General features: G+C 61.2%; 18 protein-coding genes and 2 tRNA genes. 13 read left to right on the top strand and 7 right to left on the bottom strand.

The genetic code is table 11. The annotated features are described in order from the left end of the window. Positions 1-11: 11 nt before the first annotated feature. Complete coding sequence (locus tag R3E82_04985; GenBank protein ID MEZ5550223.1) at positions 12-1,169, bottom strand: acyl-CoA dehydrogenase family protein; 1,158 nt, start codon at positions 1,167-1,169, stop codon at positions 12-14. A gap of 206 nt (positions 1,170-1,375) precedes the next feature. On the opposite strand from R3E82_04985, the gene R3E82_04990 reads away from it, so the two are divergent. From R3E82_04990 to R3E82_05015, 6 genes are all read left to right on the top strand, one after another. After that, positions 1,376-2,560, top strand: a complete 1,185-nt coding sequence (locus R3E82_04990) for an acyl-CoA dehydrogenase (protein ID MEZ5550224.1) — start codon at positions 1,376-1,378, stop codon at positions 2,558-2,560. Positions 2,561-2,773: 213 nt separating this feature from the next. Next, positions 2,774-3,433 (top strand): UvrY/SirA/GacA family response regulator transcription factor, encoded by a 660-nt coding sequence (gene uvrY, locus R3E82_04995; GenBank protein ID MEZ5550225.1) that lies wholly within the window; start codon positions 2,774-2,776, stop codon positions 3,431-3,433. Between the two features lie 87 nt (positions 3,434-3,520). Next, positions 3,521-5,338: an excinuclease ABC subunit UvrC gene (uvrC, locus tag R3E82_05000; protein MEZ5550226.1), complete on the top strand. Its 1,818-nt coding sequence runs from the start codon at positions 3,521-3,523 to the stop codon at positions 5,336-5,338. A 50-nt stretch (positions 5,339-5,388) separates the two neighbouring features. Further along, positions 5,389-5,949, top strand: coding sequence for a CDP-diacylglycerol--glycerol-3-phosphate 3-phosphatidyltransferase (gene pgsA / locus R3E82_05005; protein ID MEZ5550227.1), 561 nt, complete (start codon positions 5,389-5,391; stop codon positions 5,947-5,949). Between the two features lie 104 nt (positions 5,950-6,053). After that, on the top strand, positions 6,054-7,517 hold the full coding sequence (locus tag R3E82_05010; protein MEZ5550228.1) for a wax ester/triacylglycerol synthase family O-acyltransferase: 1,464 nt from the start codon (positions 6,054-6,056) through the stop codon (positions 7,515-7,517). Positions 7,518-7,526: 9 nt separating this feature from the next. Continuing rightward, positions 7,527-8,117, top strand: coding sequence for a GNAT family protein (locus tag R3E82_05015; GenBank protein ID MEZ5550229.1), 591 nt, complete (start codon positions 7,527-7,529; stop codon positions 8,115-8,117). 61 nt (positions 8,118-8,178) lie between these two features. Here the strand turns inward: R3E82_05015 and R3E82_05020 are convergent. Then, positions 8,179-8,252, bottom strand: a tRNA-Cys gene (locus R3E82_05020). 123 nt (positions 8,253-8,375) lie between these two features. Here R3E82_05020 and R3E82_05025 point away from each other — a divergent pair. Next, positions 8,376-9,080, top strand: coding sequence for an alpha/beta hydrolase (locus R3E82_05025; protein MEZ5550230.1), 705 nt, complete (start codon positions 8,376-8,378; stop codon positions 9,078-9,080). Between the two features lie 4 nt (positions 9,081-9,084). On the opposite strand, the gene phaR is transcribed toward R3E82_05025, so the two are convergent. Then, entirely contained in the window at positions 9,085-9,528 is a 444-nt protein-coding gene (phaR, locus tag R3E82_05030; protein ID MEZ5550231.1) for a polyhydroxyalkanoate synthesis repressor PhaR, read from the bottom strand. A 9-nt stretch (positions 9,529-9,537) separates the two neighbouring features. After that, complete coding sequence (locus tag R3E82_05035) at positions 9,538-10,359, bottom strand: esterase (protein ID MEZ5550232.1); 822 nt, start codon at positions 10,357-10,359, stop codon at positions 9,538-9,540. Positions 10,360-10,866: 507 nt separating this feature from the next. Here R3E82_05035 and R3E82_05040 point away from each other — a divergent pair. From R3E82_05040 to R3E82_05060, 5 genes are all read left to right on the top strand, one after another. Beyond that, positions 10,867-12,360, top strand: a complete 1,494-nt coding sequence (locus R3E82_05040) for a wax ester/triacylglycerol synthase family O-acyltransferase (GenBank protein MEZ5550233.1) — start codon at positions 10,867-10,869, stop codon at positions 12,358-12,360. A gap of 188 nt (positions 12,361-12,548) precedes the next feature. Continuing rightward, positions 12,549-12,908, top strand: a complete 360-nt coding sequence (locus R3E82_05045; protein MEZ5550234.1) for a phasin family protein — start codon at positions 12,549-12,551, stop codon at positions 12,906-12,908. A gap of 186 nt (positions 12,909-13,094) precedes the next feature. Beyond that, positions 13,095-14,789: an alpha/beta hydrolase gene (locus tag R3E82_05050; GenBank protein MEZ5550235.1), complete on the top strand. Its 1,695-nt coding sequence runs from the start codon at positions 13,095-13,097 to the stop codon at positions 14,787-14,789. 149 nt (positions 14,790-14,938) lie between these two features. Next, a complete protein-coding gene (locus R3E82_05055; GenBank protein ID MEZ5550236.1) occupies positions 14,939-15,244 on the top strand; it encodes a GYD domain-containing protein in 306 nt (101 codons plus the stop codon). A 4-nt stretch (positions 15,245-15,248) separates the two neighbouring features. After that, positions 15,249-16,298, top strand: a complete 1,050-nt coding sequence (locus R3E82_05060; GenBank protein MEZ5550237.1) for a 1-acyl-sn-glycerol-3-phosphate acyltransferase — start codon at positions 15,249-15,251, stop codon at positions 16,296-16,298. Here the strand turns inward: R3E82_05060 and R3E82_05065 are convergent. The 3 genes from R3E82_05065 to R3E82_05075 all read right to left on the bottom strand — a co-directional run bounded on the left by R3E82_05065 (position 16,234) and on the right by R3E82_05075 (position 18,096). Continuing rightward, complete coding sequence (locus R3E82_05065; protein MEZ5550238.1) at positions 16,234-17,184, bottom strand: alpha/beta hydrolase; 951 nt, start codon at positions 17,182-17,184, stop codon at positions 16,234-16,236. The two genes, R3E82_05060 and R3E82_05065, sit on opposite strands and share 65 nt — an antisense overlap. Next, positions 17,184-17,987, bottom strand: a complete 804-nt coding sequence (locus tag R3E82_05070; protein ID MEZ5550239.1) for a Cof-type HAD-IIB family hydrolase — start codon at positions 17,985-17,987, stop codon at positions 17,184-17,186. The genes R3E82_05065 and R3E82_05070 overlap by 1 nt, the downstream gene beginning before the upstream one ends. A 22-nt stretch (positions 17,988-18,009) precedes the next feature. Then, positions 18,010-18,096, bottom strand: a tRNA-Leu gene (locus R3E82_05075). Positions 18,097-18,294: 198 nt separating this feature from the next. On the opposite strand from R3E82_05075, the gene R3E82_05080 reads away from it, so the two are divergent. After that, positions 18,295-19,461 carry a serine hydrolase domain-containing protein gene (locus tag R3E82_05080; GenBank protein ID MEZ5550240.1) on the top strand — a complete coding sequence of 389 codons (1,167 nt, stop codon included), beginning with the start codon at positions 18,295-18,297 and terminating at the stop codon, positions 19,459-19,461. The last annotated feature ends 60 nt before the right edge of the window (positions 19,462-19,521 follow it).

Below are 19,521 nucleotides of genomic sequence, written 5' to 3' on the forward strand. Positions count from 1 at the left end.
TTACTGCGGTTTCAGCTGGCGTCCCGGATCAGGTTTTTTGCAATCACGGTCTGCTGGATCTGGCTGGTGCCTTCGTAGATCCGGAACAGCCGCACGTCCCGGTAAAAGCGCGCCACCGCGTACTCCTCCATGTATCCAGCTCCGCCGTGAATCTGTACGGCGCGGTCGGCGACACGGCCGACCATCTCCGAGGCGAACAGTTTGCAGCAGGAGGCCAGGGTCGTGACCTTCTCTCCGGCATCGCGACGCCGGGCGGCGTCCAGCACCATGCAGCGGGCCGCATAGCTCTCCGCCTTGCTGTCTGCCAGCATGGCCTGGATCAGCTGGAACTGTGCGATCGCCTGACCGAACTGGCGACGGTTGATCGCATAGCTCAGGCTTTCCTCGATCAGCCGCTCGGCACAGCCGACAGCCAGCGCGCTGATGTGCAGGCGCCCGCGATCGAGAGTCTTCATCGCAGTCGCGAAGCCTTTGTTGAGATTGTCCGGTCCGCCGATGATGGCACTGCGCGGCACCCGGCAATCTTCGAAAATCACATCGCAGACGTGGGCACCCTGCTGGCCCATCTTCCGGTTCTTGGGCCCGAGGGTGATGCCCGGCAGATGCGCGTCGACCAGAAACGCACTGACCCCGCGGGCACCTTTTACCTGCGGGTCGGTACGGGCGAACACGGTGAACAGCTGGGCCTGGGGTGCATTGGTGATGAAGCGCTTGGTGCCGCTGAGAATGAAGTCATCTCCGTCCGCAGTGGCCGTGGTCTGCACGGCGGCGGAATCCGAACCCACGTCCGGCTCGGTCAGCGCAAAGGAGCCGATGATCTCGCCGCTGGCGAGCCTGGGAAGATAGTGGGCCTTCTGTTCAGGGGTGCCGTCCATCACCAGTCCCTGGGAACCGATTCCGTTGTTGGTCCCGAATACTGATCGGAAGGCGGGGGAGGTGTGGCCGAGGGCGATCACAGCCAGGCATTCCTCTTCCGTGTTGAGCCCGAGACCGCCGAATTCTTCCGGGATGGTGAGTCCGAACAGACCGAGCGCACGCATCTCGTCGATCACCTCATCCGGAATCCGGTCTTCTTCGGCGATCTGAGCCTCGAGGGGAATGAGCCGCTCCCGCACGAAGCGTTCGAGGGTATCGATGAGCTGATTCAGCGTCGTCGCATCCAGCGCCATGGCAGACTTCCAGGTGATTCAGAAATGGCCGGCGAGTATAGCGCGAGGCAAGATTGCAGACACCGCGCCAGTCCTTTAGCCTCTTCGCCGATGTGCGGCAGATCGCGCCGCTCAAGCGCGTCGAGACCGTGCCGCTCAAGCGCGGCAGATCGCGCGCTCTGGATAGAGGCGTGTACCCGGGTGAAATTCAGGAGCTTTTAGAAATCATGAGTAACGAACGACAGGCCTTCGCCTGGGACGATCCTCTGCAGCTGGACGAGCAGCTGTCCGCCGAGGAGCGGATGATCCGCGACACCGCTCGTGACTACGCAAAAGACAGGCTCCTGCCCCGGGTGATCTCCGCCAACCGGGAAGAGCGCTTCGACCGGGAGATCATGAACGAACTCGGCGAACTGGGCCTGCTCGGTGCGACCTTGCCTGCGAAGTACGGCTGTTCCGAGGTGAACTATGTGTCCTACGGCCTGGTGGCCCGGGAAGTTGAGCGGGTGGACTCCGGTTATCGCTCGGCGATGAGTGTGCAGTCCTCTCTGGTAATGCATCCCATCCACGCTTATGGCAGTGAGGCGCAGCGGGAAAAATACCTGCCGAAGCTCGCGACAGGGGAGTGGGTGGGTTGTTTCGGGCTTACCGAGCCTGACCATGGATCCGATCCGAACGGCATGGTCACCAACGCGAAGCGGGTGGGTGACGGGTATCTGCTCAACGGTGCCAAGATGTGGATCACCAACTCGCCCATCGCCGATCTGGCGGTGGTGTGGGCGAAGCTGGATGGCGTGATCCGTGGCTTCATTGTGGAGCGCGGGTTCAAGGGATTCAGCACGCCGAAAATCGAAGGCAAGATGAGTCTGCGCGCCTCGGTCACAGGAGAAATCGTGCTCGATGATGTGATGGTACCGGAAGAGAATCTGCTGCCCGATGCCAGGGGTCTGGCTGGCCCCTTCGGCTGCCTTAACAAGGCCCGCTACGGAATTGCCTGGGGTGTCCTGGGTGCCGCTGAATTCTGCTGGCATGCCGCACGCACCTACACCCTCGAGCGTAAACAGTTCGGCCGACCGCTCGCTGCCAATCAGCTCATTCAGAAGAAACTGGCGGACATGCAGACAGAAATCACACTGGGTCTGCATGCCTGTCTGCGTATGGGACGGCTGATGGATGAAGGTCGGCTGGCGATCGAAAACATCTCTCTGCTCAAGCGCAACAACTGCGGAAAATCCCTGGAGATCGCGCGCATGGCCCGGGACATGCACGGCGGCAATGGTATCTCAGACGAGTACCACGTCATCCGCCATGTCATGAATCTCGAAACTGTGAATACCTACGAAGGCACACACGATATTCATGCGCTCATCCTCGGCCGGGCCCAGACCGGTCTGCAGGCTTTCAGCAGCTGATATCAACCCGCTATCGCATTGTGGAGATTTCGTGGATCTCCACCAGTGTTTGGCCTGCCTGTGTTGTACCCGCAAACACCCGGTTCTAATGTAAGTTCCCCAGCCGCCATCGGCGGAGACAGATCAGGACGGTATGCACACGGAGGTATGTGAATGTGCTGCCCTGGGATCTGATCCATTTGCTTGCATCAGGGAGACAGCGGGGAGAAGAGAATGATCCAGGTACTGATAGTGGACGATCACCGGCTGTTTCGCATCGGGATCGTGAGAATGCTCCAGGATGTCTCCGGTGTGAAAATCATCGGGGAGGCCGGCAGCGGGGAGGAGGCTGTGCGGCTGTGCCGGGAGCAGCATCCGGATGTGGTTCTGATGGATATCTGCATGCCGGGCATCGGTGGTCTCGAAGCAACCCGCAGGATTGCGCGTATGGAATCCGGGCCGCGGGTCATCGCTCTGACAGCCTACGAAGAAAGCCCGTTTCCCGGCCAGGCACTGAAGGCGGGCGCTTTCGGCTACCTCACCAAATCGGTCAATGCTGAGGAACTGCTGGCTGCGATCCGGAAAGCGTTTATCGGCAAGCGTTATCTCAGCGGCGACATTGCGCAACAGCTTGCAGTAACCGCCTATGACGGTGAGTCGGAGGATCCCTTTGAGCAGCTCTCCAGTCGGGAGATGCAGATCATGATGATGGTGGTGAACTGTCACAGAGTGAGAGATATCTCAAGCGATCTGCACCTGTCTCCGAAAACGGTGAACAGCTATCGATACCGCATCTTCGAGAAGCTCAATGTGCGCAGCGATGTCGAGCTGGTGCTGCTGGCGGTGCGCTATGGCGTGGTGAATGGCGGAAACCGGCTGGACGCTGCGCACTGAGGCGGTCCCGCTCCTGCCCAGGTTTGCCGGGACCAGGGGCGCTCACTATAGTAGGTGCGCTTCTGCCAACCGGTTGCCAATCGCCGCATGGATGTCTTCGACCACCAGGGTTTTCTTGCCAGCCTGACCAGCAGGCCGGGCGTATACCGGATGCTCGACGCCGAGGGCAAGGCCCTCTATGTCGGCAAGGCGCGCAATCTGAAGCGCCGGGTGAGCAGCTATTTCCGCGCTGCGGGTCTGGCCGGCAGGACGATGGCGCTGGTCAGTCGGATTGCAGACATAGAAATCACGGTTACCAACAGCGAGACCGAGGCGCTGCTGCTCGAACAGAGCCTGATCAAGAAGGAACGGCCGCCTTACAACGTCGTGCTGCGGGACGACAAGTCCTATCCTTTCATCTACCTCACGGACAAGGAAGACTTTCCGCGTCTCACTTTCCATAGAGGAGCGAAACGGAAAACGGGCCGCTACTTCGGACCCTTTCCCTCGGCAAGTGCGGTGCGCGAGAGCATCAACATCCTGCAGAAACTGTTCCGACTCCGGCACTGCGAGGATTCGTTTTTCAGGAACCGTTCGCGACCCTGTCTGCAGTATCAGATTCAGCGCTGCAGCGGTCCCTGTGTGGGGCTGGTCGAAGCTGCCGACTACCAGGAAGACGTCTCGCTCGCGGTGATGTTTCTCGAAGGGCGCAGCCAGGCGGTGGTGGAACACTACCAGCGGCGTATGGATGAGGCTGCCCGTGAGCTCGAGTTCGAACGTGCCGCACGGTATCGGGATCAGATCGCCCAGCTGCGCAGAGTTCAGGAGCAGCAGTACGTGCACGCCGCGGAAGGGGATGTGGATGTTTTTGCGCTGACCGAGTCATCGGGCACCTGCTGTGTACAGGCGCTTTTTTTCCGCAGCGGCCGCATGCTCGGTCAGCGCACCTGGTTTCCGAAAAACGAACTCGGCCTTGCCGACACAGAACTTCTGGGTGCTTTCCTTTCCCAGTATTACCTGGGCAGCAGCGAGCGGGATTATCCCCGCTCGGTGATTACCTCCGTGGCGGTGGACGGGGCCGAAGTGCTCTCCGAGGCGCTCGGAGAGCTGGCGGGACGCAAAGTCGAGGTGGTCGATCAGGTACGGGGCCAGCGCGCCCGCTGGCTGAGTCTCGCACTGGAAAATGCCGGACACAGCGCCAATGCCTATGTTGCAGACCGGCGCAACGTCTATGCGCGGTTCGTTGCGCTGCAGGAGGCCCTCGGCCTCGAAGATGTGCCTGCGCGTCTGGAGTGTTTCGACATCAGCCACACCATGGGGGAAGCAACCGTGGCCTCCTGCGTGGTGTTCGATACCCAGGGCCCTCTCAAGTCGGACTACCGGCGCTTCAATATAGAGGACGTCACCCCCGGTGATGACTACGCAGCGATGGAGCAGGCCCTGCGCCGGCGCTATACCCGCCTCAAGCAGGGGGAAGGCAAACTGCCGGATATCCTCATCATCGACGGCGGCAAGGGCCAGCTGGGCAGGGCGCGCCAGGTTCTCGAAGAGCTGCAGGTCGACGATGTGGAGCTGCTGGGGATTGCCAAGGGACCGGCGAGGCGCCCCGATCTCGAACGCTATTTCTCCAGGGACCAGGAAGTCCTGCTGCCCTCACAGGGTGCTGCCATGCACCTGCTGCAGCACATCCGGGACGAGGCACACCGGTTTGCGATCACCGGCCATCGCCAGCGCCGACAGAAGCGCAGAAACCGCTCCGAACTGGATGACATAGCGGGAGTGGGTCCAAAACGGAGACGTGAACTGCTGGCGCACTTCGGCGGAGTCCGCGCGGTGAAAGGCGCCAGTCGCGAGGAACTGGCCAAGGTCAGCGGAATCAGTCAGAAGCTGGCCGATGACATTTACGCTGCTCTGCATGGCTCCTGAACTGGGTTAAGATCCACCAGGCTCGAACACGGCAGTTAAGCATCGAGGCAATGAATCTCCCCAATTTCCTGACATTGATCCGCATTCTGCTGATCCCGGTATTCGTGCTGGTCTACATCCTGCCCGGTCCCGGGACCTATCTGATTGCCGCCGTGCTTTTCGGGCTCGCCGCCTTCACGGACTGGCTGGACGGATATCTGGCCCGCCGTCTGGAGCAGACGACACCCTTCGGTGCTTTTCTCGATCCAGTCGCAGACAAGCTGATTGTGGTCGCTGCCCTTGCGATTCTCATCGGACATCACGCTTCACTGTGGCTCACGCTGCCTGCTCTGGTCATCATCGGCAGGGAGATTGTGATCAGCGCGCTTCGCGAGTGGATGGCGGAGATGAACCGGCGCGGCGTGGTGGCGGTAACCTGGATCGGAAGATTGAAAACCACCGCACAGATGATCGCCATCGTGGTCCTGCTCGCCAATCCTCCGGTTCTCGAACGGCCATGGGTGATGATCGGCTATGTGCTCCTCTATGTGGCTGCGATCATGACCTTCATTTCGATGATCGCCTATCTTCGGGCAGCCTGGCCCGCTTTGAAGCAGGGCCTGACCCAGTAACGCAACGGGTCTCCGCACAGGGCTTTACTTCGACGACCCGATCGGCGTACGGTGATTCGGCAGAGCCTTTGCGGCTTGACACTGACGGGGGAGGGTGTCGAGAGATGCGACTGACGGAAAGCGATTCCGGTTTTCTTTACTCTGAGACAGCCAGCGGCCCGATGCAGACCGCGAGCATCTCCGTGATCGACGGAGTGCTGCCCTTCGAGCGCGTTTACCAGCATATCGAGTCCCGCCTGCACCTGGTACCCAGCTTTCGCAAGCGACTGGCCTGGGTGCCCATGAACTTCGCTCACCCGAAATGGGTGGACGATCCGGATTTCGATCTGCGCAACCACATCGTGCCGCACAAGCTGCCGCAAGGCACCCCGATGGAAGATGCGATAGACGCCGTGGTCGAACTCAACGAAGGGCTCATGGATCGCAACCGGCCACTCTGGAAATATGTGGTGGTTTCCGGGGTGCCTGATCGGACCCTGCTGCTCGCACAGATTCACCATGCGCTGATCGATGGTGCATCGGCAGTGCATCTTTCAACAATTCTCTACGACTTTCAGCCCGATGCACCGGCACCAGCCCCGCCGTCCGAGCCCTGGCAACCTGCGCCTCTGCCCAGCGCCCTCGAGCTCGCCACGGAAGCGATGCGGGAGAGTGCGGAGTCCTTCACCCGGCGCAGTCCGCTGCGGATTCTGCAGCGGGACGGGGAAAGCGCTGCGCTTTTGCAGCGCGGCGTGGAGACCATGTCGCGGTTTGTGACCGAGCCCGCGATCACTGCGCCCTGGAACGCCAGTTTTGTTGGTCCGAAGCGCCGGCTGCGCTGGTTTGTCCGGGATTTCGCAGAGCTGCGGGAGATTCGTCGTGCCTTCGGTGGCACGGTAAACGACGTGGTGCTCACGACAGTCACCGAAGGGGCGGCGCGCTACCTCGAGTCTCACGATGAGAGCACGGCCAATCAGTTTCTGCGGCTGATGTGTCCGGTGAATGTGAGAACCGAAGGTGACGCCGGTGCCCTGGGGAATCGGGTGTCCGCGATGTTCCCCAGATTTCCGGCCTGGTCGTTGCCTGTGGTCGAGCGGCTGTCTGCGGTGATCGCAGAAACCACCCGGATCAAAGACGCTCAGGAAGCCCAGGCGGTAACGCTCATGCAGGAGAGCGGGTTCAATCTGCCACCCACCCTCATGGCACCGCTGCAGCTGGTGGGGACAACGTTCGATCCAACCGCCTGGCTGGCCCGCAATCCACCGCCGATCCCGCCTCAGACGGGTCCACGTCCGCCGTTTTACGGCATCAACTTCACCTGTACGAATGTGCCGGGTGTGCAGGTGCCCCAGTACATAGCCGGACACGAGGTACTGGAGATGACCGGCATCATGATGCTCGGTGGCACGCTCGGCTACGGTGTGGCGGTCAACAGCTACAACCAGAAAATGCTCTTCGGATTCACGGCGGAACGTCGGCTTCTGCCTGATCTGGAGCGGATGACGGCGGCGGTGGAGAGTGCCTACCACGACCTGCTCGAGGCTGCGCGTGCGCACACCGCCGCGTCTGCTGCAGAGAGAGCCATTTAGGGAGGCCGGATGAACGAATCAGTAAAACAGGGCGAGTTTCCGAAAAAAATCAGGCTGCCGGATGGCTCGGAAGTTGAATTACGGGTCATGACAGCGGGCGATCGCGATGCGATTCTGCAATTCGCCAACGGCCTGTCCGAAGCGGACCTCATGTTTCTGAGGGTCGACCTCACCGAGCCGAAGGTGGTTGATGAATGGGTCGCCAATCTGCAATCCGGGCTGTCGAGCTCTATCCTGGCATACGACGCCGAGGGACTGATCGGTTATGCGACCGTGCATCGCACTCCCGCCCGCTGGACGCGCCGGGTGGGTGAGATACGGGTCAACGTCAGCCCACAGTACCGCACACGCGGGCTCGGCCGATCCCTGATCAGCGAAATATTCGATGTTGCCCGGGGGTTGGGCCTGAGAAAACTCATGGCCAACATGGTCGCCGATCAGCGCGGAGCGCGAACCGCCTTCCAGCGTCTGGGTTTCGTCGTCGAGGCCCTGCTGGCTGATTTTGTGGAGGATCGCGCAGGCGCCACCCGCGATCTGGTGGTGATGTCCTATGACATCGATGGCCACAGCGAGCAGGTCGATCAGCGGGTGCGGATCTGAAGCGACACCGCCACCGAGCCGGCGGGCGGAAGTATTCGGGCGGAAGTATTGTCGGTGGAAGTGGAGGCTGAGGTCGGAATCGAACCGGCGTACGCGGAGTTGCAGTCCGCTGCATGACCACTCTGCCACTCAGCCAGAGTTATTCGCCGAAAGCCCCGTAGCAGATATCCCGGGCACAAAACGGCGAGCGGCGAATTCTATAGGGGTTGCTCAACGAGCGCGACCCCTGAGCGGTTTGAACAGTTGTATGGAGAGCGCATGGACAGCGAAGAGATCGGGCCGCCGACGCACTGGCACAGTCTGCTGGAGGGCCGGGTTGCCGCCGAAGCTGCGGTGCTCATGGCGCAACTGCCCATGCTGCGCCTGCAGCTGCCCAAAGGCAGCGGGCCGGTGATGGTACTGCCCGGATTCATGGCTGACGATACGTCCACCTGGCTGTTGAGGCGGTTTCTGAGCAGCCTGGGTTATTCAGTCGCGCCCTGGGGTATGGGGGTCAACCGGGGTCGAATGCTGGCCTATCTCGGTCCTCTGATAGAAAGACTGGATGCCATACAGACAGAATCCCAGGCGCAACCCAGTCTGGTGGGGTGGAGTCGGGGTGGAACCCTGTCCAGGGAGATTGCCCGGGAGCGACCGGACCTCATCCGCCAGGTGATCACCCTGGGGAGCCCGGTGCGGGGTGGCGTGCAGGGTACGAGCATCGGCAGCATGGTGATGCGGCAGACCGGTCTGACCCCTGCTCAGATCAACCTGATGCTGCAGGCGCGTCAGCGCCGGGAGATCGTGACTCCGATCACCGCCATCTATTCAAAGACGGACGGGGTGGTTTCCTGGCAGGCCTGTGTCGATGCGGTCAATCCCAACGTCACCCATCGGGTCGTGGAGAGCTCACACATGGGATTGGGATTCAATTCGGCCGTCTATCGGATCGTCGCAAGGACGCTGGCAGCGCGGCACAACTGAAGACTCAGTCGTCTCCGCCGTTCTCTGCAGTCTGTTTCTTGCTGCGGCGGGGATCTGCGAAGGTGCGCTCCATCGCCTGACGCATGAAATTGAACGGATTGAGTTCGCTCATTTCCCGCACGCGACGGCGCAACTGATCCTGATGTTCGAGGAACATGAGGATGCTCTGCTCGATGTAGCGTGAGACCACGCTACCCACATTGTCGCCGTAGAAACGGATCATCTGCTCGATGACCCGGTTGGTGAGCACCGGTTCGTGTCCGGCGGCTTCCTGCTCGGAGAGAATCTGCAGCAGGATCTGGCGGGTGATGTCCGAGCCGTCCTTGCTGTCGGTGACATGGATGCTGTCCCCTTTGAGGATCAGGCGGCGGACGTCTTCGACTGTGACGTAGTGGCTCTCTTCCAGATCGTAGAGGCGTCGGTTCGGATATTTCTTGAATTCTCTCACGGCTCCTCGCTATAGCTTCGCAGGGACCGGATACAGCAGCGAACGACACAGGGTGTTGCGCCTGAATGGCTGCCACTGGCCGTCGCGCTGTGCCAGCCGGTCGAGCAGGGCGTGGAGGACCAGGGGATTGAATGCCATGCCCGAGTGGCTGCCGACAACTTCGATATTCTCCGACTCTGTCCCGCTTCGATCGATGCACGTCGACCAGTGGACCACTCCATCCGAACGGCTGTAGATGGCCGTACTGGGCACGGGCAGCGGCTCGGCGCGCAGATCCAGCATCTGATCCCGCATCTCCTCCGGACTCATGCCGGAGACCCGCTGAAACAGGCGGCTGACGAGAGAGTTCACGGTTTCCGGACCGCTGGAACCGAAGGGACTGCCCAGGGTAATGACCTGGCGGATCCGTTCCGGCCACTGGCGCGCCAGAATCCGGGCGAACACACCGCCGAGGCTCTGGCCGATCAGTGAGACCTTGCCGTTCGACTCTGCGAGAACGGCCTGGAAGCGGGTAATGAGGCGGTCCTGAAGTTCGAAACTGCCGGTGTTCTGACCGAGCATCCAGGGCAGGGAGCGATAGTTGCGCTGTTGCAGCAGACGCCGCAGCACCAGGGTGGACTGGTCACCGGCAGTGAATCCGGGCAGGACCATGACGGTGTGGCCGTCGCCTCTGGGGCTTGCACCGAGCAATGGCCAGGTATAGGTCAGTGAGGTCATTTCGAGCATGACACGGGGCAGTTCAGTGGCGGTATCCCAGGTGGAGGGTCCATGGGAACTCGATCCGGTGGACGACGGTTCTGCAAATTCTTTCTGGTACAGCTTTTCGTACAAAACGGCTTCTTCCAGGCGCAGCCGGCATCCACCGACACAGCGACACTGAAGTGTTGCGGAGAAGTTGCAGGCCGTCAATAAACTTTTTGCTGCGCTGCAATAGTCCGATCACGCGGTTCTGGTGCACAGCGTCACTATCCGGGCAGTATTCCGACGGCCGCGGCCACGGCCGCAGCCGCAGGCCTCGATGGGGCCGGTGCCGGTCGCGAAGTTCACACGGCTGTCACACAGTGGGGCGAAGATGGCCATGGAGCGTAGCTGTGAAGACGGGCACTGAGATGCACCAGGCTGATGCAGTAAATGCGCAGGTTAGAGGAAGTGCACCGGATTGATTCAGGCGCAGATATGGACGTGAGAAATTATATTTATAAATATCAATGAGTTACTTAAATATCTGGTCTGGCATAGTAATTGCTTTTTCCTTCGGTGAGTGCCGTGGACGAAGCTATCCGCGATTCATCCGATCCATCACCCGACCCGTCCCCCGACGAAAGGAGCAGCGAACCAATGAACAAACTCAGCGCACTGGATGCCGGTTTCCTCTACCTGGAGTCCGAGCGTGCTCCGCAGCACATCGCCTCTGTACAGGTACTTGAACTGGCGGAGGGTGTCCGGGCGGATACCTTCGTCGCTGAACTCAAACAACTGCTGGCCTCCCGCGCTCATCTGGTCCCCTGTTTCACGATGCGGTTGCAGGCGACGCCCTTCGGACTGGACCACCCTGAATGGGTGAAGGATCCGACGTTCGATCTCGAGAATCACGTGCATACCCTGGCGGTGGCGCAACCCGGCGGTCAGGAGCAACTGGAAGCGACCATTGCCCGGTTACACGAATTACGGCTCGATCGCTCAAAGCCCTTGTGGGATCTGTGGGTACTCACCGGACTCGAGGGTGGCCGGATCGCTTACTACAACCGGGTCCACCATGCCTGTGTAGACGGTGTCGCCGGTCAGCGCATGATCGAAGCCATCATGGACACCGATCCGCTGCCCCGGGTGGTCGAGCCCGCCGGCACCACGCCAGTCCCGGGCGGGACGGGCACTGCAGGCCTGTTAATCGGCGCACTGGAAAATCTGCTGAAGTATCAGACAAGACAGCCTGCCGCCGCATTGGCCAGTCTGGATACCGCCGCCCGGCTCTTCCGGCGCGCCTTCGATCCCGGGAAAGGCTTTGGCGCCGCAGCGGAGCAGGCGCCGGTCACCCGATTCAATCATGCGATCGGCTCCAAGCGTGTCTACGCTGCCGGGGACCTGTCGATTGCAGACCTGAAATCGCTGGCCAGGGCCTCCCATGCGACGCTCAACGATGCGTTCCTGGCGGTGTGTGCAGGCGGTCTGCGCCGCTATTTCTCCCGCCTCGGCGAACTGCCGGATAAGCAACTGCTGGCCGGCTGCCCCGTTTCCCTGCGGCGTCCGAACGATTCCGCCAGTAACAACCAGGTGACCCTGATGACGGTCGGACTGGCGACGGACAGCGCGGATCCGCTCGAGCGCCTGCGGCGGATTGCCCGCTCGGCAAGGAAGGCCAAAGCACTCACCCTGGATCTTGCCAGGAGTTTCGATGCGGACGTTGCGCTGCCGGGTTTACCGACCCTGCTACAGGGCCTGGCGCGCTTCGCTGAGGCGAGTGGTGCTGTGAATCTTCCCGGACAGCGACCACCCTTCAACCTGGTCATCTCCAATGTGCCCGGCCCCCGGCAGCCACTGTATTCCAACGGGGCGCGCATGCTCACCCACTACCCGGTGTCGATACCGGCCCATGGGCAGGCGGTGAATATCACGGTACAGAGCTACGCGGGACGCCTGTACTTCGGGATCACGGGCTGTGCCAGAGCGCTGCCGGACGCATCGATTCTGCGGGACGACCTGCTCGGTGCCGGTGAACGCCTGATGGCGATCGGCGGGCAGGCAGTTCGCGCCGGTACCGGTTCTCCGAGCATCATCCGCAAGGTGCGCAGCGGCACAGCGCGGCGCTCAGAACTGGCGAATCAGGCGGCCTGAGGCCGCTGCAGCGGGGGCTGCAACTTTTTCCAGAAAATAGTTGCAGTGCACAATGCTGTGGTGCACAATGCGTTTGTGCATCGCAACACGGCCCCGAATTCCAGCGCCAGGACTCACTTGAATCCAAATGCTGGCGAAGGCCTGGATCTAAAATTTTGTCAATCACTCTTACTTAAAGGAGATTAGAGATGAGCAAACTGGAAAATGGCCTCCGCAATACCGCCAAGCTGACCCGTGACCTGTTCGAAATGAACAACAGCGCGATGGTCAAGATCGTTGAGCTGTCCGCCGAGAACTTCAAGAAGTACCTCGAGCTGAACCAGTCCTACGTCGCCAAGCTGCCGGAAGTGCGTGATGTCGGCGCTTTTGTCGAACTGCAGCGTGACTACGGTCAGAGCCTCTGGGAAGGCGTGCAGGCAGACCTCAAGGCACGTGGCGAGATCGTGCGCAGCACGGTTGAGCAGACCGGCGAGCTGGTCCGCGGCGTTTTCACCGAAAGCCCCGTCGACGAAGCCCGCAACAAGGTTGCCCAGGCCGTCGCCGCCTGATCAGGTTAATCCTCTAATAAGAGGCCGCGATCAGGGTCAGCCTTCGGTTGTGCCCTGCTGCAGCGGCCCTTGAATAGCCCGCGATTTCCCCTGGAGTCGCGGGCTTTTTCTTTTGGGTTGGAGGATCTCGTTTATCATGCAGGCAGATCCGGGGAATCGGCAGTCCGACAGCAGCTGGGGAGAGTGATGGCGAACGAAGTAAACAAACCGGAGGTCCTTCCGGAATCGATTGCGGAGCGCACGGAAGGTGCGGCGGCCGCGAGTGGATTCGGGGTCGACGCCAGGTCGATCGTGGATGCCTGGGGGGCAATCATCGAAGAAGCCTCGGTGCAGCCGCGCGCGGTACTCGATTCCGGACGCAGACTGGGCGGGGAACTCGGCAGGATCTGGCTCGGCGTCAGCGACACCGTCCTGGATGCCGGAGATACCCGATTCAAGGACGCCGCCTGGCGGGAGAATGGCTTCTACCGTCGCCTCGGACAGTCCTACCGGGCGTGGACACAGGCCCTCGACGACTGGCTTGACAGTTCTGAGCTGGACGGCATCGATCGGGAGCGCGCGCGGTTCGTGCTCAATGCCACCAAGGACATTGCCGCACCGGTCAACACCCTGCTCGGCAATCCGGAAGCGCTGCGTCGGCTGTGGGAGACCCGGGGCAGCAGCCTGCTCAAAGGACTGCGTAATCTGGTCGACGATGTGCGCCACAATCATGGTTACCCGGCGGTCGCAGATCGCGAGGCGTTCGTGGTTGGCAAAGATGTTGCGACCACACCGGGCGCAGTGGTGTTCCGCAATGAGCTCTTCGAGCTGATTCAGTACCGGCCGACGACCAGGCAGGTTTCACCGATTCCACTGCTCTATGTTTTCAGCCAGGTGAACCGGTTCTATCTGGGAGACCTGACACCGGACCGCAGCCTGTTTCGACGTCTGCTCGACTCAGGGATTCCGGTGTTCGCCATCAGCTGGCGCAATCCCACGAAGGAGCACCGGTACTGGAATATCGACACCTATGCGGATGGCATCATCGAGGCCATCAAAGTGATACAGAAAGTCAGCAAGCAGAAGAAAGTGCATCTCATGGGTCTGTGCGCGGGTGGACTGGTCTCAACCGCTGCCGCCGGTGTACTGCAGGCCCGGGGAGATGAGTCCATTGAGACCCTCTCACTGTTTGTAAATGTGCTCGATTCCAGACCCGGCGAGAGTGAGTTCGGGCTGTTTGTTACCGAGCGCTCCGTGGAAGCGCAGAAGGCGGCAGTACGCAGCCGGGGGGTATTCTCCGAGCGGGACGTGTTCGAAATGTTCGCCATGCTGCGGATTGAAGAGAACGTGATGAATTTCTTCCGCAGCAACTATCTGCTGGGGGAGAGTCCGCTGCAGCATCCGCTGCTGTTCTGGTCGATGGATTACACCCGGGTACCGGCGGAGATGCAGTGCGACTTCCTCGATCTGGGCCAGTACAACCGGCTTGCGAAGAAGGAGATGAGGGTGCTCGGCAAGCGGGTGGATCTGAGCAGAATCAGATACCCCGTGTACATCATGGCAGGCAGCACGGATCACATCACACCGTGGAAAGCCTGCTACCGGAGCACCCAGCTGTTCGGCGGGGAGGTGGAATTTGTGCTCACCAACCAGAATCACACCTCCACGATCAGTGGTCGGGCAGACAATAGACACCTCAAACACTGGATTGCGACGGACCTTCCGGCGGATGCCGAAGCAGCGCTGCAGAACGCGATCGAACACGACGGTCCCTGGACCAGCCACTGGATCGACTGGCTCAATGCCCGTGCCCCGGAGCGGGTCAAGGCGCCGAATAAGCTCGGCTCGAAAAAATTTCCCGCGCTCGGGGATGCGCCTGGCCTGTACGTGCTGGAAAAATAGCGCAGCAGAGCAGAATTCGAGGGGAAGAATTCGAGGGGGAAGCAATTGAGAAAGTAAGGCGCAATACATTAAGCGCTTTGCACGCCGCTTTCAACGGTTTCGGAATCCACCCTGCGGCGTACACTTAAGCACACAGGAGGAGGGGATACATGGCTATCTATATCATGATGAGCACGCTCACGGACGAAGGGCGCAAGACACTCAAAGAGCGACCCGATCGCCTCAAGGCAGTGAACAAGGAAGTGGAATCCATGGGTGCACGGGTGATTAACCAGTTCGCCGTGCTGGGTGGGTACGACTTCGTGAATATCATCGACGCACCAACCAACGAGGTGATGTCGCGGATATCCATGGAACTCGGTTCCCGCGGCACCATCAAGATCACCACTTATCCGGCGATGGACATCGACGCGTTTGTCGACATGTTGCAGGGAAAAACTCCGAGCGGCGCATAGCATCATGCCAACCTACGTGATGCTCATGCGCTATCACTCCGATGGCCTGCGGGCAGCGAAAGAAGATCCCCGTGTACTGCTCGGCGTGCACGAAGCCCTGGCGCGCTGGGAAGCCAGGGTGCTGTACAGCTACAGCATGCTGGGTGACTGGGATCAGTGCACGGTCTTCGAAGCGCCGGACAATTTCAAAGCCTACCGGGCCACTCTGGCTCAGGAGTTCGGTACCACTTCGGATACCGAGATCCTGCCGACCATCAACATGGACCTGTTTGAGAAACTGATTTCCCAGGAAGCCGGCACCGTGGGGCCACATCCCTGGCAAATCACCTGGTGGGCCAAAATCGGGCGGCTTGCCTATCGTCGCCACGCGTACAGCCAGTGGGTTGATCCCTACTGTAAGCCTCTGACAATCACCGGCCGGGAAAAATTCCGGCAGATCAAGGGGCCCTGCATCATCGTCGCCAACCACACCAGCCATATGGACGGACTGGTACTGCACGCATCTCTGCCGCAACGCATCCGCTGGAATGTGTATTCGGGTGCTGCCGCCGACCGCTGGTTTATCAAAGGGCGCAAGGAACTGGTGATGCAGCCCTGGTATCAGTCACTGGCGATGGGCACCTTCCCCATTCAGCGTGGTGGAGGCTCCAAGGCGCTGGACTATCCGAAGTGGCTGCTCGACAAAGGCTGCAATGTGATCATCTTTCCGGAAGGCACCCGCTCCACCAGCCGCAGTATGGCGAAATTCCGCCACGGTGTGTCCATTCTGGCGCTGACGAAGAACGTGCCCGTGGTACCTGTTTTTCTCACCGGGTTGCGAAAACTGCGACCGAAAGGATCCAGAGAGATCTTTCCTGGCCCGGTTGGTGCACACATTCTCGATCCCATCTACTTTCCGGAAGGTACCGAAGTGCCGGATGCCACCCGCATGATCTACAACGCACTGAATACCGTGCATGAACGGGTGAGTCGCTACGGCGATGAGGCAGCTATGCCGGGCTGGCGCCCTCCGGCTGAGAAAGAGCCGGAAACAGCGCCTGCTCGAGCCAGCTGAGCAGGTCCGCCATCACAGCTTCCCGGTTGGTTTCGTTGAGCATTTCGTGTCTGCCGCCTTCGTAAAGACGGTACTCCAGATTTCTGATCACTTTCCGGTAGCGTGCCAGGAGTCGGTCCAGACCCTTCTCCGAATCGTGGACCGGATCCGCGCCGCCGGAGAAAACATAGACGGGCAGATCGGCGGGGATCTCAGCGATCCTGCGCCTGCTGCGCGCTTCCCGGGCGCCAGCGAAGAGGCGGGAGAGACTGCCCGCGCGCAGCACAAATCCACAGGCAGGATCTTCCACGTAACGCCGTACCTGGTCCGCATCCCGGGACAGCCATTCGAAGCCGGATGCCCCGGGCGCGTCGAACGGCTTGTTTGCATCACCGAAGAGCATCTTCTGCAGGAGTTCGGACTCCCCCTCACTGCCCAGGCGCCAGGCTTCGATCCGGGCGATGGTCTGGGACAGGAGGAGTTTGAGCATGCCGCTGAAACCGGGTGATCCTGAGATCACCGCCGCCTGCAGATCTCCACCATGACGATACAGGTACTGCTGGGTGAGCATCGCACCCATGCTGTGGCCGATCAGTGCGTGGGGCCTGCCGGGGTATTCACCGGCAATGCGTTCGCGAAGCTGCCGGGTATCCGCGATGGTGCGGTTCCAGCCATCCTCGCCGAGGTCGCCGAAGCCGAGTTCTGCGGAGCGTCCGTGACCCCGGTGATCGTCCGCGTAGACTGCGTATCCTGCGGCGTTCAGCCGGCCGGCTGCCCAGTCGTAACGGGCAGCATGTTCACCCATGCCATGGGCGATCTGGATGGTGGCTCTGACCGCGCCTGTCGGCAGCCAGCGGTAGTAGTGCACAGCGTGGCCGTCACTGGCAGTGAGGGTCTGACTCTCCATCAGGGTGCCCCGGTGGCGAGAATGCGCTCGACCGCCCGTGCAACGCCGGCTTCATCATTGCGCGCGGTCACGTGTGTGGCCACGGATTTGGTATGTTCGTCGGCCTGTCCCATGGCCACGGAAGCGCCCGCCGCGCGGAACATCTCCAGGTCGTTTTCCGAATCCCCGAAGGCGATCACCTGGGCTGGTGTGATGCCCAGATGCGTGCAGGCTGCGCGCAGCGCATCGCCCTTGCTGCCTTTCTTCGAGGTGAGCGTGAGCAGGGTTTTCCCGGTAGGGCCGATACTGTTCACGAACAGCACCCGGTCCTGAAACTTCTCTTTCAGCTCCCGGCGGATCCGCTCGTTCGCTGCAGAGCCCTGAATCACTGCGACTCGAGGCAGGCTCTGGGCGGCACCGCTGAGTTTAGGGACCCAGTGCATTTCCTCCGGCATCTGGGAGGGGTCGGGTTCTCCATCCAGCTTCACCAGCACCCGATCGCTCACGGTTACCGTTGCGATACAGCGTTCCTCATCGCAGAGGGTAAAAAGCGCATCGGCGAAATCTGCAGGCAGGCGCTCATCGAATACATCCACGCCACTGACAGGGTCGTGCACCTGGGCGCCGGAACAGGCGATCACCAGGCCCCTGATGCCGATTTCCGCCTCGACCCGCTGTGCCATCTGCACCCAGCGGGCGGTTGCGATCATGATCTGGAAACCGGCCGCATGGGCCATCCGCAGGGCGGTGATGTTGTCTTCCGGCACGTGCTCGCCGACGAGCAGGGTGCCGTCGAGATCGATGGCGAAGGCGCGGTAGGCCATGAAGGTCTCCTTATGCGATGTCTGGTGCCCGGAGCCGGAATCGAACCGGCACGGCCTTGCGGCCGAGAGATTTTAAGTCTCTTGTGTCTACCAGTTTCACCATCCGGGCGATGGTCGCGGAGGATAGCAGATGACCGCGGATGGCGGCGGCCGGGGGTCGCGGTGTAGTGTGCCTGTAGCGACTGAATGCCCGTGGCAGGGAGGGACTATGCGAGCAGGATTACTCTGTCTGTGTTTACTGGTGAGCTGGGTTGCGGCACCTGTGCAGGGGATGGAGCTGTCGGCCGCGAGCCCGGGACGATTGGGTATGTCGGCCGCACGACTGGATCTGGCGCCCGCCCTGCTCGAAGACTACATCCAGCGCGAAGAACTGGTGGGTGCGGTGCTGCTCGTCGTGCGGGATGGGCGGGTCGTTCTGCACACGGCTCACGGCGCCCGGGACCGGGAAGCCGCTCTGCCCATGGAGCGGGACACGATCTTCCGTATCGCCTCCCAGACCAAGGCGATTGTCAGCGTTGCCGTGCTGAAGCTGCAGGAAGAAGGAAAACTGCTGATAGGTGATCCGCTCGGAAAGTACCTTCCGGAGTTCCAGGAGACGACGGTTGCCGTAGCAGACGGTGCGGGCGAGCCGCTCATCGTGCCAGCGAATCGCGCCATTACCGTGCGTGATCTCCTCACCCACAGTGCCGGGATCGGCTATGGCTACGGACCTGCCGCCGCGGCGTGGGCAGATGCAGGCATTCAGGGCTGGTACTTCGCACATCGCGAAGAGCCGATCCGGGAGACGGTGCGGCGGATGGCGGCACTGCCGATGGACGCCCAGCCTGGAGACGCTTTCGTCTATGGCTACGCCACGGACATCCTCGGTGCGCTGATCGAAGTCGTCTCAGGCGAGTCGCTGGATGCGTATCTCAAACAGGCGCTGTTCGATCCCATCGGTATGACAGACACCCACTTCTACCTGCCCACGGCGAAACGCGCGCGGCTGGCGGTGGTGTATTCCGCGGGAAAGGAAGGTGGCGCCCCCCAGCGCGCCCCCGAGGTCAGTGCGATGGTGGGTCAGGGCGCCTATGTGGAGGGCCCCCGTGTCAGTTTCTCCGGTGGCGCCGGTCTGCTCTCCACCGCCATGGACTACGCCCGCTTTCTGCGCATGCTGCAGAACGGCGGGCGCATCGATGGGGTGCAGATTCTCAGCCCCAGGACCGTCGCCCTGATGACGGTCGATCATCTTGGAGACATCCCGTTCAGGCCCGGTGAAGGCTTCGGTCTGGGAGTCTCCACCACGCTGGATCTGGGCGCGCGGGGCATTCCCGGTTCGGTGGGTGAATATGGCTGGGGTGGTGCTTACCACACCGTCTACTGGGTGGATCCCGCCGAGCGAATCATCGTGGTGTACATGACCCAGCTGCTGCCGGCGGAGGGGATCGATGAGACCCGCAAGCTGCGGGCCATCATCTACGGGGCGATCCGCTGAGGCGAGCGGGCGAGGCCGGCGGGACGAGACTGCGCTCTAGATCAGCTTGTCGCTGTCAGG

This window comes from Pseudomonadales bacterium (assembly GCA_041395945.1).
GTDB lineage: Bacteria > Pseudomonadota > Gammaproteobacteria > Pseudomonadales > Azotimanducaceae > SZUA-309.

What these genes read in the sequence shown, in the direction of transcription:
- R3E82_04985 (MEZ5550223.1), bottom strand. Translation starts at nt 1,169, where the DNA reads ATGGCGCTGGATGCGACGACGCTGAATCAGCTCATCGATACCCTCGAA.
- R3E82_04990 (MEZ5550224.1), top strand. Translation starts at nt 1,376, where the DNA reads ATGAGTAACGAACGACAGGCCTTCGCCTGGGACGATCCTCTGCAGCTG.
- uvrY (MEZ5550225.1), top strand. Translation starts at nt 2,774, where the DNA reads ATGATCCAGGTACTGATAGTGGACGATCACCGGCTGTTTCGCATCGGG.
- uvrC (MEZ5550226.1), top strand. Translation starts at nt 3,521, where the DNA reads ATGGATGTCTTCGACCACCAGGGTTTTCTTGCCAGCCTGACCAGCAGG.
- pgsA (MEZ5550227.1), top strand. Translation starts at nt 5,389, where the DNA reads ATGAATCTCCCCAATTTCCTGACATTGATCCGCATTCTGCTGATCCCG.
- R3E82_05010 (MEZ5550228.1), top strand. Translation starts at nt 6,054, where the DNA reads ATGCGACTGACGGAAAGCGATTCCGGTTTTCTTTACTCTGAGACAGCC.
- R3E82_05015 (MEZ5550229.1), top strand. Translation starts at nt 7,527, where the DNA reads ATGAACGAATCAGTAAAACAGGGCGAGTTTCCGAAAAAAATCAGGCTG.
- R3E82_05025 (MEZ5550230.1), top strand. Translation starts at nt 8,376, where the DNA reads ATGGACAGCGAAGAGATCGGGCCGCCGACGCACTGGCACAGTCTGCTG.
- R3E82_05040 (MEZ5550233.1), top strand. Translation starts at nt 10,867, where the DNA reads ATGAACAAACTCAGCGCACTGGATGCCGGTTTCCTCTACCTGGAGTCC.
- R3E82_05045 (MEZ5550234.1), top strand. Translation starts at nt 12,549, where the DNA reads ATGAGCAAACTGGAAAATGGCCTCCGCAATACCGCCAAGCTGACCCGT.
- R3E82_05050 (MEZ5550235.1), top strand. Translation starts at nt 13,095, where the DNA reads ATGGCGAACGAAGTAAACAAACCGGAGGTCCTTCCGGAATCGATTGCG.
- R3E82_05055 (MEZ5550236.1), top strand. Translation starts at nt 14,939, where the DNA reads ATGGCTATCTATATCATGATGAGCACGCTCACGGACGAAGGGCGCAAG.
- R3E82_05060 (MEZ5550237.1), top strand. Translation starts at nt 15,249, where the DNA reads ATGCCAACCTACGTGATGCTCATGCGCTATCACTCCGATGGCCTGCGG.
- R3E82_05065 (MEZ5550238.1), bottom strand. Translation starts at nt 17,184, where the DNA reads ATGGAGAGTCAGACCCTCACTGCCAGTGACGGCCACGCTGTGCACTAC.
- R3E82_05070 (MEZ5550239.1), bottom strand. Translation starts at nt 17,987, where the DNA reads ATGGCCTACCGCGCCTTCGCCATCGATCTCGACGGCACCCTGCTCGTC.
- R3E82_05080 (MEZ5550240.1), top strand. Translation starts at nt 18,295, where the DNA reads ATGTCGGCCGCACGACTGGATCTGGCGCCCGCCCTGCTCGAAGACTAC.